The following is a 12,389-nucleotide window of genomic DNA, read 5'->3' on the forward strand; positions in this document are numbered from 1 at the left end:
TTCTGCACCTGCACACATCCTCCACGTCTGTCGCGCAGGCGCAATGAAAATGACCGCGCCGCCCTGCCGCAGGCCGATGACGCATAAGTCACATTGCTGTCGGAATACCTCTGCTAGAAGCAGGCCCTGACAGATCGCGCAGAGCAAGGAGCCAGAGCCATGGCCAAGCCCCCCAAGAAAGAACCCGCCCTCGACTGGCTCGAAGCCGAACTGGCCGATACGCTCGACGAGGATTACGAGCTGGAAATGTCCGAACCCGCCCTGTCGATGGAACTTCGCCGGCTCTACCGAGAGGCGCATCCGCCGACGCTGGAGCGCAAGGATTACTTCGAACAGCTCATCCGCCTGCAATCCGAGCTGATCAAGCTGCAGGACTGGGTCCAGCACACCGGCGAAAAGATCGTGGTGATCTTCGAAGGCCGCGACAGCGCCGGCAAGGGCGGGGTGATCAAGCGCATCACTCAGCGGCTCAACCCGCGCATCGTGCGCACCGTGGCCCTGCCCGCCCCCTCGGACCGCGAAAAGACGCAATGGTACTTCCAGCGCTACGTGCCGCACCTGCCGGCCGCGGGTGAAATCGTGCTCTTCGACCGCTCCTGGTACAACCGGTCCGGCGTGGAACGGGTGATGGGCTTTGCCTCGGAAGACGAGGTGGAACAGTTCTTCAACGACGTGCCCGAATTCGAACGGATGCTGGTGCGCTCGGGCATCCGGCTGGTGAAATACTGGTTCTCGATCACCGATGCCGAACAGCAGCTGCGGTTCCTGATGCGCATCCACGACCCGATGAAGCAATGGAAGCTCTCGCCGATGGACCTGCAAAGCCGCGTCCGCTGGGAGGATTACACCAAGGCCAAGGAAGACACCTTCGCCCGAACCAACATCCCCGAAGCGCCCTGGTACATCGTGCCCGGCAACGACAAGAAACGCGCGCGGCTGAACTGCATCGACCACCTGCTGAGCATGGTGCCCTACGAGCCGGTCGAACACGAGGAGGTCAACCTTCCCGACCGCGTCCACAACGAGGAATACGAGCGCGCGGTGCTGCCGCCGGAGCTTTACGTGCCGTCGAAATACTGACCGCCCCGCAGGCAGCACCCGGCCCCGGCGGACGATGGCCGATACCGGAAATTTCGAATGTCTGGTTGTGGCGCTTTCCGGGCGCGCGCGATAGAGACCCGGAGGCCGGGTCAAAGGCGGTGCCCGGCCCGCCCGCGCGGGCGCCGGAACCGACGCCGGTCACGGGCGCGCGCAGCGTCGATCTGTGCAACCGGAGACACTCGCCCGACAAAAAAAACGCCGGCACAAGGCCGGCGTTCAGTTATTGAGGCAGGTTTCATACAGGCAAGAAACCTATCGAGCAGTGCCTTAGTTATAAGCAATTTCAGGCTCGGATCCAAGCTAAAAGTTTGAAAAGACGTAAATCCGCCCCTAGTCTGAACCCACAATAAAATAAGGGCAGGACGAGATAGTGCACGCAATGCGTCGAGAATTTTTCCAAAAGAACTGCGTCGCACTGGCGCTCGCATGGGGCATACTGGCCCCTGTTACGGCGGCCGGAGAATCGGCCCATGGCATAGCTATGTACGGCGACCCGGCCCTGCCACCTGATTTTGTGTCCCTGCCCTATGCCAACCCCGATGCTCCCAGGGGCGGAACAGTCGTTTTCGCCAATACCGGAGGTTTCGATTCCCTGAATCCCTTCATCCAGAAGGGCACCGTCCCCTGGCAGTCGCGCTTCTGGGGCTACGAATCTCTCATGGGACGATCCTGGGACGAGCCGTTTACCTTGTATGGCCTGCTGGCCGAATCGGTAACCGTGCCCGAGGACCGGTCCTGGGTCGAATTCACGCTGCGTCCAGAGGCCGCGTTCTCGGACGGCAGTCCCGTCACGATCGAGGATGTGATCTGGTCCTACGAAACGCTGGGAACGCAGGGACACCAGCGCTACCGCTCGTTCTGGACCCAGGTCGAGAGCATCGAGGCCACCGGCCCCCGCAGTGTGCGTTTGACGTTCGCCAGCGACAACCGCGAGCTTGCCCTGATCGCCGGCATGCGCCCGATCCTGAAGAAGGCCCAGTTCGAGGGGCGGGATTTCACAACCTCGGGCCTGCACGAGATCCCCATCGGCACCGCGCCCTACGTGGTCACCGATTACGAGGCCGGCCGCTCGGTCACCTATACGCGCAATCCCGATTACTGGGGCAACGACATCGGCTTCCGGCGCGGCACCAACAATTTCGACGAGATGCGGATCGAGTTCTTCGGCGACGGCGTTGCCGCATTCGAAGCCTTCAAGGCCGGAGAGATTTCGGCCGTGCGCGAATACAATGCCGAGCAATGGAACACCGCCTACGATTTCCCGGCGGTCCAGCGCGGCGACGTGGTGAAATCGGAAATCCACGATCAGAAGCCCACCGGGATGACGGGCCTGGTGATGAACACGCGCAAGCCCTTCTTCGACGACTGGCGGGTGCGCGACGCGATGATCCACGCCTTCAACTTCGAGTTCATCAACGAGGCGATCACCGGGGCCGCACAGGACCGGATCACCTCGTATTTCGACAATTCCATCCTCGCCAAGCGCCCCGGCCCCGCCACCGGCCAGGTGAAGGCCTATCTCGAAGCCTGGGCCGGCGATCTGCCTCCCGGCGCGCTCGAGGGCTACGACCTGCCCGTCTCGGACGGCAGCGAACGCAACCGCGCCAATATCCGCGTGGCGCTGAAACAGCTGCAGGACGCAGGCTACACCGTCGAGGGCGGCAAGCTCACCGGCCCCGAAGGGCCCGTGACCTTCGAGATCCTGCTGCAGCAGGCCGACCGCGAGACGCGCACCGCCGTCGACATGTTCCTGCCCGCGCTGGAACGGCTGGGCATCGACGCGCGCGTCACCGTCATCGACGACGCGCAATATACGGAACGCATGCTGAACTTCGATTTCGACATGACCGCGTTCCGCCGCGCGCTGTCGCTGTCGCCGGGCAACGAGCAAAAGCTCTATTGGGGCTCCGAGGGGCGCGACACGCCCGGCTCGCGCAACATGATGGGCCTGGCCAGCCCCGCGGTGGACGGTCTGATCGACCGGATGCTGTCGGTCACGGAGTCGGAGGATTTCACCGCCGCGGTGCGCGCGCTCGACCGGGTGCTGACGGCCGAGCGGCTGGTGATCCCGATCTGGCGCTACGACGTCTCGCGCATCGCCCATGTGAAGGAAATGCACTACCCCGAGCAGCTTCCGATCTATGGCGACGGGCCAGAGTACATGCCGCAGATGTGGTGGTACGAGGAGTAAGCGCCCCAACGGCAGCGCCCCCGACGCCCAGTGTCATGTCCCTGTCATATAGCTGTGACAGGTCTGTTACGTGCCCTGACGTTCTGGTTGACGTTAGGGCGGGCGCTACGTACCCGGAGGTCAATGGAAACAGATGTAGCAGACAGGTTGTCCGCATTGGCCCATGAACGGCGTCTCGACGTCTTTCGGCTGTTGATGCGGCGTTATCCCGATGCCGTCCCCGCGGGCGAGATTGCATCGGCTCTTGGCCTGCGGGCCAACACGACCTCGGTCTACCTCTCGATCCTGCGGCGCGCCGGGCTGATCTCGCAGACGCGGTCGGGGACGTTCCAGCTTTACCAGATCCGGATGGAGTCGGTTCAGGACATGTTCGGCCGGATGCTGGGCGATTGCTGCCGCAACCGGCCCGACCTCTGCCTGCCCGGTCCGACGCAGCGGTCACTTCCCCTGCCCGATCCTACCGCGGAGCGCCCGCTACACGTGCTGTTCCTCTGCACCCACAATTCGGCCCGCTCGATTATCGCAGAGGCGATGCTGCGCGCTGCGGGCCCGCGCTTTCGGGCCCATTCCGCCGGGACAGACCCGGCCGAGGCACCGCATCCCGCCGCGCTCGACCTGCTGAGGCAACACGGGCTCGACACCTCGGGCCTCACCTCGGATCCGGTGGAAAAGATGCTCGATTGCGGGATCGAAATGGACATGGTCATCACGGTCTGCGACGACGCCGCAAATGGCGACGACGTACACTGGCCCGGCGCGCCGCTGCATGCGCATTGGGGCGTCGAGGATCCGCTCGACACCGGGTCCGAGGCAGAGCTGCGCGAGTCCATGGCCCGTGCCTTTGCCCAGATCCACCGCCGGATCACCGCCTTCACCGCGCTGCCGATCGGCACACTGCCTCCGGCCGCGCTGCAGGGCCAGCTGGACGACATCGGCAGGCTCAGGACCCCCGTGACCGCCTGAGCGCAGCGCGCTGAACCTGGGCGCGTGCGCCCCGGGAAGGCCACAATCGCGCCGGCGGGGCGCCCGGAACCCCCATCATGCAGACCACCTCGAACCGTCCAGGCCAGCGCGTCTCGCTCACATTCGGGCCGGAGGCGCCGGTTTGGACGGCGCTGCGCCGATGGTCCGGCGGCCTCGCCCGCGGGTCCGTGCCGGGGATCCGACGAAAACTGTCATGAATCAGTGGAAGATCCTGTCAGGCACCGTGCCGAAGCCTCGTCCGACATGTCATCGTCTCGTGCTTCACCGCAGAATTTGGAACGAGTCACTGATGCACTTGTGGCAGAATGACGCAACCAGTTGACCTTTTGATCAAAAAAACTCTACGTCATTCCCGACCGTCTTCCCGCGTTTCGCGACACCCCCGACACCGAAGGCGTCCGCACCCAGGGGGAAGTGATTTTCCTTGGATTTCAATCCACTGAAACCCACGCCAAGGTTTATCACCAAGCATATTTCAACCCACGCGATACCGCGCCGGACCATACACGTCTTTAGGCGGCAAGCCTTAACTCCACCGGAGCCCACTCTTTTTCTGTTTGAAGCGTGAAACGGTAAAATTTTCTGCGGTGCAGAAGGGGCTTTGCCGCAAAAGGCGACTCGGCGGGACTTTACGGCTCACCGGACGATTGTTAACGTTTCGTTACGGGAGGACGGGAAAATTAAGAAAAAGGGATGCTGCACATGTACTGGTCAGATCTGACCCAGAACTGGTCTCTTTGGTTTTCCAGGTTCAAGGCCCAATTCCCCAACCTGGATGAAGCCTCGATGCCCTTCCTCAAGCTGGATCGCATGCGTTTCGAAGCGCATCTGGCCGAGACCCACGACATGACCTTGCACGAAGCGCGCGAAGCCGTGGATGGTTTCCTGTATATCGAGACACTGGCCCGCGCCGAAGAAAACAAGCCCAGCGTCGAGGCCTGATGCCGCTGAAAGCGCGGGCTGGGCCACCCCGGCCCGCCGCACTGCCTGTCGCCGGCCCGCAATCGTGGGATGGATGGCGGCGTCCTCTCCGGCCGGCCAAGGGGATCTGCCCCGAAGGCCTGCCAGGGAGACGCGGCGCCACAGCGTCCGCGCAAGGCGGTCGATGCATGGGCTGACCCCGGCCGTCCGGCAACAAAGGCTTGTCCCGATACCGTCATCTGCATCGTCGCCGGTCTGCCACAATGTCCGGGCAGCGCGCCGGCGGGATGTCAGGCCAGCGAGGTCACCCAGAGGATGCTGGCGTCTTCCTCGCTGACCGAGATCACGTTGTGCCCCATGGTCGCATCGTAATAGGCGCTGTCGCCGCGACGCATCTCCACGGGGTTGTAGAACTCGGTATACAGCTGGATCACACCGGTCAGGACATAGAGGAACTCCTCGCCGTCATGCCGGACCCAGCCGTCGAATTCCTCCATCGAGCGCGCGCGCACATGGGCGCGGTAGGGCAGCATCCGCTTCTGCGTCAGCTGCTCGGCCAGCAGCTCGTGTTCGTAGGTTGCCGTGGGCGTCTGCGCGCCCTCGCCCGACTTGGTCACCGCCATGCGCCCGTTCACCTGGTCCCGCTGCGGCGGGGTAAACAGCTGCGGCACCGAAATCTCCAGCCCCACGGCCAGCTTCTTCAGCGCGTCGTAGGTCGGCGACATCTGCCCGTTCTCGATCTTCGACAGGGTCGAGCGCGCCAGCCCCGCCTGACCGGCCGCCTGTTCCAGCGTCCAGTTCCGCGCCTTGCGCAGCTCGCGCACGCGGGCGCCCAGGTCCAGCGGTTCGGCGCTGGCGGCCTCTCCGGAGCTGCGGGCGATCCGGATGATGGATTTCGGGTCGATCGGTGGCATGGCGACTTCAATAGGCCGCGCGGGCCGCGCTTGCAACGGCAACGCGACCGGGCTAGCCCATTGGTCCATGTTGTCGATCTTTGATCAGGGGCCGCCGCCGCCCTGCCCCGCGCCGTTCAACTTCGCCGCCCATGTCCTGGGCCGCGCCGATGCGCTGCGTGACAAGACTGCGCTGTCGGTCCTGCGCGCCGACGGGGCGGAAGACTGGAGCTTTGCCGCGCTTGAGGCCGCCGTGCGCGGCACCGGCGCGGGGCTGCTGGCGGCGGGGCTGCGGCCCGGGGACATCGCGCTGATGCGGCTGGGCAATACGGTGGACTTCCCCATCGCCTATCTCGGCGCCATCGCCGCCGGCATCGTGCCGGTGCCGACCTCGTCGCAGCTGACCGGGGACGAGGTGGCGAAGATGGTCGCCGATCTGTCCCCCGCCGCCATCCTGCGCGATCCCTCCGTCGCCTCAACCCCCGGCCCCGCCCCCGGCCCGCGCGAGATCGGGCTGGCCGAGCTGACGGCGATGCGCGACCTCGCCCCCTGCGCCTATGCCATGGGCGATCCCGAGCGGCTGGCCTACATCATCTACACCTCCGGCACCTCGGGCAAACCGCGCGCCGTGATGCATGCCCATCGCGCGATCTGGGCGCGGCAGATGATGATCGACGGATGGTACGAGCTGCACGAGAGTGACCGGCTGCTGCATGCCGGCGCCTTCAACTGGACCTACACGCTGGGCACCGGGCTGATGGACCCCTGGACCATGGGCGCCACCGCGCTGATCCCCGAACCGGGGACCGAAATCACCGACCTGCCCGAGCGTCTGCGCACCCACCGCGCCACGATCTGCGCCGCCGCGCCCGGCGTCTATCGCCGCATCCTCGGCGCACATGAGACGATCGACCTGCCCGACCTGCGCCATGGCCTGTCCGCCGGCGAGAAACTCTCCGAGCCCCTCCGCGCCGCCTGGGCCGAGGCCACCGGCACCCAGCTCTACGAGGCCTACGGCATGTCGGAATGCTCCACCTTCATCTCCTCCTCGCCGTCCGACCCGGCGCCCGCCGGTGCGCTCGGCACGCCGCAGAAGGGGCGCCGCGTGGCGATCCTCGGCGATGACGGCCCGGTCGAGACCGGCCAGCACGGCACAATCGCCATCCACCGCTCGGACCCCGGCCTGATGCTGGGCTACCTCGGCGCGCCCGAGGAGACCGAGGCGCGGTTTCGTGGCGACTGGTTCCTGACCGGTGACCAGGGCGCCATGGACGAGACGGGGCATGTCTCCTACCTCGGGCGCGACGATGACATGATGAACGCTGGCGGCTACCGCGTCTCGCCTCTGGAGGTCGAGGCGGCGCTGTCCCATGCACCCGGGATCACCCAGGTCGCGGTCACCGAGATCGAGATCAAGGCCGACACCCGCATCATCACCGCCTTCTACACCGCGCCCGCCCCGGTGGAGGAGGCCACGCTCAAGGCCTTTGCCCAGGCGCATCTGGCGCGCTACAAGCAACCCAGGGCTTACGTCCACATCGACACGCTGCCGACCGGCGCCAACGGCAAGGTGCTGCGCCGCGCGCTCAAACCCCTGTTCCCGCGAAAGACCCTATGACAACCGACACCACCGACCCGACCCAGCAAAGCGTCAAGCTCGACATCCTCTCGGACCCGATCTGCCCCTGGTGCTATATCGGCAAGGCACGGCTGGACAAGGCTCTGGCCCAGGTGCCGGACCATCCCTTCGTGATCGAGTGGCACCCGTTCCAGCTGAACCCCGACATGCCCGAAGGCGGCATGGACCGGCGCGACTACCTGGAAACGAAGTTCGGCGGCAAGGAGGGCGCGCTTGCCGCCTATGCGCCCATTGTCGAACATGCCGAGGCCGAGGGGCTGGCGATCAATTTCGACGCGATGGAACGCACGCCCAACACGCTGGATGCGCACCGGCTGATCCACTGGGCGGGGATCGAGCAGCGTCAGCAGCAGATGGTCGACGCGCTGTTTCACGCCTATTTCGTCGAGGGCCGCGACATCGGCGACCACGACACGCTGGCCGATATCGCCGACAGCTGCGACATGGACGCCTCTGTCGTCCGGCGCCTGCTGGACAGCGATGCCGATATCGATGCGATCCGGTCCCGCGATGCCCATTCGCGCGAAATGGGCGTGAATTCGGTCCCGACCTTCATCGTCGCCCAGGCCCATGCCGTGCCGGGCGCGCAGCCCACGGACCTCTGGCTCAAGGTGATCGAGGAAATCAGGTCGAGGGCGGCAGAGGCGTGAACCAGGTCAGCGTTCTCACCATGGCGGTCCGGCTGATCTTCGTGATCCTGACCGGCACAGTGTTCTTCCGGTTCGTCGAGGGCTGGGGATGGGTGGACAGCTATTTCTTCACCGTGGTGACGATCTCGACCGTGGGCTACGGCGATCCGGTTCCGGTGACGGACCTGGGCAAGATCGGCGCGACGATCCTGATCTTCGCGGGGCTCGGTGTGTTTGCCCTGTTCATCCAGCAGGTGGCGGCGCAGCACCTGGAACAGGCGGATGCCCATCCGGGGCTTTTCCAGCGGATCCTGATGCACCTGAACGAGAACCGCCGCCAGCGCCGGGCCGGTCGCGGCGGCCGCGACGACACGGGCGACGGCGACGCCTGACGCCTGCCCCCGCCGCGCGGCCGGGCGGACCGGCGTCGGGTCCCGGTGTGGCCAGACTTCCTTCGCCGCGGCGCCCGGGCCATGCGCCTGCTACGCCGCGTATTTTCACAACCCTATGGCTCATTCCCACGGGCTCTGATAGCGGATCGGGGCAACCCCGGAGCCCCCAATGTCCCCCGTCAAAGACATCCCGATGCATCGCACGGAGCTGATCGTTCTGGTCGCCTCGATGTTCGCCTGCGTCGCCTTCTCGATCGATTCCATGCTGCCGGCCCTGCCCGACATGGGCGCGGCGCTTTCGCCCGAGGATCCGAACCGCGCCGGCATGGTTCTCACCGTCTTCGTGCTGGGCCTGGGGATCGGGACCTTCGTGACCGGGCCGCTGTCGGATGCCTTCGGGCGGCGCGTTGTGATCCTGTGCGGTGCGGCGGCCTTCATCGGCGCGGCGGCGCTGGCCTGGCAGGCCGACACGCTCGAGACGCTGCTGGTCGCGCGCCTGATGCAGGGGGTGTCGGCCGCCGGTCCGCGGATCGTCGCGCTGGCGGTGCTGCGCGATGTCTTTTCCGGGCGCGCCATGGCGCAGGTGATGTCGCTGGCGATGATGGTCTTCATGATCGTCCCGGCGATCGCGCCGCTGATGGGCAGCCTTGTCATCGCGGCGCTGGACTGGCACGGGATCTTCCTGGCGTTCATGGCCTTCATGGGCGCGATCATGATCTGGGTCGCGGTCCGCCTGCCCGAGACGCTCGAGGTTGCCGACCGCCGGCCGTTCCGCGCGCCCGTGCTCTGGGCCGCCCTGCTGGAGATGGTGCAGCACCCCACGGTGCGGATCTCGATCCTGGTGCAGGCGCTGTCTATGGGCATCCTGTTTTCCATGCTGACGCTGGTGCAGCCGGTCTATGACCAGGTCTTCGACCGGGCCGGGTCCTTCCCCTACTGGTTCGGCGCCGTCGCCATCGTCGCGGGATCCGCGGCGCTGGTGAACGCGACGCTGGTGATGCGGGTGGGGATGCGGCGCATGGTGACGATCAGCTATTTCGGCCAGATGCTGATCTCGGGCGCGGTGCTGGTCCTGTTCCAGTCCGGGCTGTCGGACACGGCCATCTTCACCGTCTTCGTCGCCTGGCAGGTCAGCGTGTTCTTCATGGCCGGGCTGACCATGGGCAACCTCAACGCCATCGCGATGGAGCCGATGGGCCATATCGCCGGCATGGCCGCCTCGATCATCGGCGGCATCGCCACGGTGCTGGCCGCGCCGATCGCGACGATTGTCGGCCTGACCTTCGACGGCACGCCCAGGCCGCTGGCGCTTGGCATCCTGGTCCTGTCGATCGCGGGCTATGTGCTGATGCTGGCCATGTACCGGGTCGAGGCGCGCCAGACGGCCTGACCACCGGCCCTTTCAGCTGCGCCCGTCGACCGGCCCCGGCCCCCCGGGCCCTGACCGGCATCGCCAATAGGCCGCTCCGCCAAGTCGTGCTATCCTTCCTTCGTGGGATAGGTGAACAATCTGGGGGCTCAGCCATGAAATATTATGACCTCGGCACACATTCCCTGCCGATCTCGACCAGCCGCAGCGAGGCACAGACCTGGTTCGACCGGGGGCTGAACTGGACCTACGGCTTCAACCACGGCGAGGCGATCGCCTGCTACAAGCGGGCCTCCATGCTGGATCCCTCGGCCGCGATGCCCTGGTGGGGCGTCGCCTATGCCGCCGGACCCAATTACAATCTGCCCTGGCACCTGCTCGACCCCGCCGGCCGTGCCCGCGCCCTGGGCGAGGCCCATGCCGCCACGCAGGAGGCGCTGTCGCGCATCGACGGCGCCAGCCCCCTGGAACGCAGCCTGATCGAGGCGCTGCAGGCCCGCTATCCCCAGGCCGACCCGATCGACGATCTCTCGCCCTGGGATCATGCCTTTGCCGACGCCATGCGCGCCGCCTTCGCCGACCACCCCGACAGCCTCGATCTACGCGCGATCTACGTGGAATCCCTGCTGACGCTCACGCCCTGGCAGATGTGGGACCTGCAGACCGGCCAGCCCGCCGAGGGTGCCGCCACGCTGGAGGCGCAGAAGGCGCTGGAAGACGCCTTTGACAGCCATCCCGGCGCCATGGCCCATCCCGGCCTGCTGCACCTCTACGTCCACCTGATGGAGATGTCACCAACCCCGGAAAAGGCCCTGAAGGCCGCCGATGTCCTGCGCCGCCTGATGCCCGACGCCGGGCACCTGGTGCATATGCCGACCCATATCGACATCCTCTGCGGCGATTACCAGAATGTCGTCATCTGGAACGAACAGGCGGTAAAGGCCGACCTGAAGTTCTACCGCAACGAGGGCGCCTTCAACATCTACACCGGCTACCGGCAGCACGATTACCACTTCGTCATCTACGGCGCGATGTTTCTGGGCCAGATCGAACCGGCCCGCGCCGCGCTGAAGGGGCTTGAGGACACCACTCCCGAAGAGATGCTGCGCGTCCCCTCGCCGCCGATGGCGGATTTCTTCGAAAGCTACCTCTCGTTCGAGCCCCACGTGCTGGTCCGCTTCGGCTGCTGGGACGAGGCCATCGCGCTTCAGCCGCCCGCCGATCCCGAGCTTTACTGCACCAAAACCGCCTTCGTGCATTACGCCCGCACCATCGCCTTCGCCGCCACCGGCCGCGTGGCCGAGGCCGAGACGGAGGAGCAGGTGTTCCTCGAGGCCTGCGCCCGCGTGCCCGAGAGCCGGCTGCTGCACAACAACCGCGTCGTCGACCTGCTGGAGATCGCGAAGGAAATGGTCCGCGGCGAGGTCGAGTACCGCAAGGCCAACCACGACGCCGCCTTCGATCACCTGCGCCGCTCCGTCGCGCTGGAGGATGCACTGCCCTATGACGAGCCCTGGGGCTGGATGCAGCCGGCCCGCCACGCGCTTGGCGCGCTGCTGCTCGAACAGGGCCGGCACGACGAGGCCGAGGCGGTCTACCGCGCCGATCTGGGCCTGGGCGGCAGCCTCAGCCGGGCCTCGGTGCATCCCGATAACGTGTGGTCGCTGAAGGGGTTGCACGATTGCCTCAAGGCGCGCGGCGAAACGGTGGAGATCACGCAGATCCGCCAGCGGCTGGACCTGGCGCTGGCGCGGGCGGACCGAGCGGTCGGCGCGTCGTGCTTCTGTGCCCAGGCCGCGATGCGGGCCACGCAACAGGCTGCGGAATAGGCAGGCAACAGGCAGGACCCTCCCGAGCAACCAATTGGGGAGGACACGACATGATCATGCGCATCTTCCAGGTGCAGACCCATCCGGGACAGGAGGAGGCCTTTGCCCGCTTCTTCCACGAAATCGCCATTCCGCTGATGCGGTCGACCGACGGGCTGGTGCACGTGCTGCCCGGCGCGGCGCGGTCCGAAAGCCCGCGCGATTTCAGCTTTGTCATGGTCTGGGAGAGCCTCGAGGCGCTGAAGGCCTTCGCGGGCGAGGATTACACCGCCGCCCATATCGACCCGGCCGAGGCCGACCTGGTCGCGCATCGCACGATCCATCACTACGACCTGGTGCGCTGATCCCGGCGTCCGGGACCGGCCGGCCAAGATTATTCGACGAATAATCTCGGCCCCGCGGCGCCCTTGCCCCCCATGATCAACGGACGGACCCTGCCCG

Annotated in this window: 11 protein-coding genes; 10 read left to right on the forward strand and 1 reads right to left on the reverse strand. The window is 66.1% G+C overall.

All coding sequences use genetic code 11. The features are described 5' to 3' along the window. The first annotated feature begins 159 nt into the window (after positions 1-159). From ppk2 to ATO3_RS01470, 4 genes are all read left to right on the forward strand, one after another. On the forward strand, positions 160-1,080 hold the full coding sequence (gene ppk2 / locus ATO3_RS01455; protein ID WP_088648014.1) for a polyphosphate kinase 2: 921 nt from the start codon (positions 160-162) through the stop codon (positions 1,078-1,080). 400 nt (positions 1,081-1,480) lie between these two features. Beyond that, a complete protein-coding gene (locus ATO3_RS01460; protein ID WP_198963185.1) occupies positions 1,481-3,292 on the forward strand; it encodes an extracellular solute-binding protein in 1,812 nt (603 codons plus the stop codon). Positions 3,293-3,448: 156 nt separating this feature from the next. Further along, positions 3,449-4,255, forward strand: coding sequence for an arsenate reductase/protein-tyrosine-phosphatase family protein (locus ATO3_RS01465; protein WP_233151992.1), 807 nt, complete (start codon positions 3,449-3,451; stop codon positions 4,253-4,255). A 723-nt stretch (positions 4,256-4,978) separates the two neighbouring features. Further along, on the forward strand, positions 4,979-5,218 hold the full coding sequence (locus tag ATO3_RS01470) for a hypothetical protein (RefSeq protein WP_088648017.1): 240 nt from the start codon (positions 4,979-4,981) through the stop codon (positions 5,216-5,218). Between the two features lie 269 nt (positions 5,219-5,487). Here the strand turns inward: ATO3_RS01470 and ATO3_RS01475 are convergent, their stop codons facing one another. Continuing rightward, entirely contained in the window at positions 5,488-6,111 is a 624-nt protein-coding gene (locus ATO3_RS01475; RefSeq protein WP_088648018.1) for a helix-turn-helix domain-containing protein, read from the reverse strand. Between the two features lie 67 nt (positions 6,112-6,178). Here ATO3_RS01475 and ATO3_RS01480 point away from each other — a divergent pair, with 67 nt between their 5' ends. From ATO3_RS01480 to ATO3_RS01505, 6 genes are all read left to right on the forward strand, one after another. Further along, entirely contained in the window at positions 6,179-7,708 is a 1,530-nt protein-coding gene (locus tag ATO3_RS01480; protein WP_088648019.1) for a class I adenylate-forming enzyme family protein, read from the forward strand. Further along, positions 7,705-8,379 (forward strand): DsbA family oxidoreductase, encoded by a 675-nt coding sequence (locus ATO3_RS01485; RefSeq protein WP_088648020.1) that lies wholly within the window; start codon positions 7,705-7,707, stop codon positions 8,377-8,379. The genes ATO3_RS01480 and ATO3_RS01485 overlap by 4 nt, the downstream gene beginning before the upstream one ends. Continuing rightward, positions 8,376-8,750 (forward strand): potassium channel family protein, encoded by a 375-nt coding sequence (locus tag ATO3_RS01490; protein WP_233151993.1) that lies wholly within the window; start codon positions 8,376-8,378, stop codon positions 8,748-8,750. The genes ATO3_RS01485 and ATO3_RS01490 overlap by 4 nt, the downstream gene beginning before the upstream one ends. Positions 8,751-8,919: 169 nt before the next feature. Next, the gene (locus ATO3_RS01495) at positions 8,920-10,140 is read left to right on the forward strand and encodes an MFS transporter (protein ID WP_233151994.1); all 1,221 of its coding nucleotides are present in this window, start codon (positions 8,920-8,922) and stop codon (positions 10,138-10,140) included. Positions 10,141-10,274: 134 nt separating this feature from the next. Further along, positions 10,275-11,948: a tetratricopeptide repeat protein gene (locus tag ATO3_RS01500; protein WP_088648021.1), complete on the forward strand. Its 1,674-nt coding sequence runs from the start codon at positions 10,275-10,277 to the stop codon at positions 11,946-11,948. A gap of 50 nt (positions 11,949-11,998) precedes the next feature. Then, the gene (locus ATO3_RS01505) at positions 11,999-12,292 is read left to right on the forward strand and encodes an antibiotic biosynthesis monooxygenase family protein (protein ID WP_088648022.1); all 294 of its coding nucleotides are present in this window, start codon (positions 11,999-12,001) and stop codon (positions 12,290-12,292) included. Positions 12,293-12,389 lie beyond the last annotated feature (97 nt).

It is taken from the genome of Marinibacterium profundimaris (assembly GCF_002210095.1).
Taxonomy (GTDB): domain Bacteria; phylum Pseudomonadota; class Alphaproteobacteria; order Rhodobacterales; family Rhodobacteraceae; genus Marinibacterium; species Marinibacterium profundimaris.

Coding starts and splice junctions, on each gene's coding strand:
- ATO3_RS01485 (WP_088648020.1), top strand. CDS start 7,705: ATGACAACCGACACCACCGACCCGACCCAGCAAAGCGTCAAGCTCGAC.
- ATO3_RS01505 (WP_088648022.1), top strand. CDS start 11,999: ATGATCATGCGCATCTTCCAGGTGCAGACCCATCCGGGACAGGAGGAG.
- ATO3_RS01480 (WP_088648019.1), top strand. CDS start 6,179: ATGTTGTCGATCTTTGATCAGGGGCCGCCGCCGCCCTGCCCCGCGCCG.
- ATO3_RS01495 (WP_233151994.1), top strand. CDS start 8,920: ATGTCCCCCGTCAAAGACATCCCGATGCATCGCACGGAGCTGATCGTT.
- ATO3_RS01500 (WP_088648021.1), top strand. CDS start 10,275: ATGAAATATTATGACCTCGGCACACATTCCCTGCCGATCTCGACCAGC.
- ppk2 (WP_088648014.1), top strand. CDS start 160: ATGGCCAAGCCCCCCAAGAAAGAACCCGCCCTCGACTGGCTCGAAGCC.
- ATO3_RS01470 (WP_088648017.1), top strand. CDS start 4,979: ATGTACTGGTCAGATCTGACCCAGAACTGGTCTCTTTGGTTTTCCAGG.
- ATO3_RS01460 (WP_198963185.1), top strand. CDS start 1,481: ATGCGTCGAGAATTTTTCCAAAAGAACTGCGTCGCACTGGCGCTCGCA.
- ATO3_RS01475 (WP_088648018.1), bottom strand. CDS start 6,111: ATGCCACCGATCGACCCGAAATCCATCATCCGGATCGCCCGCAGCTCC.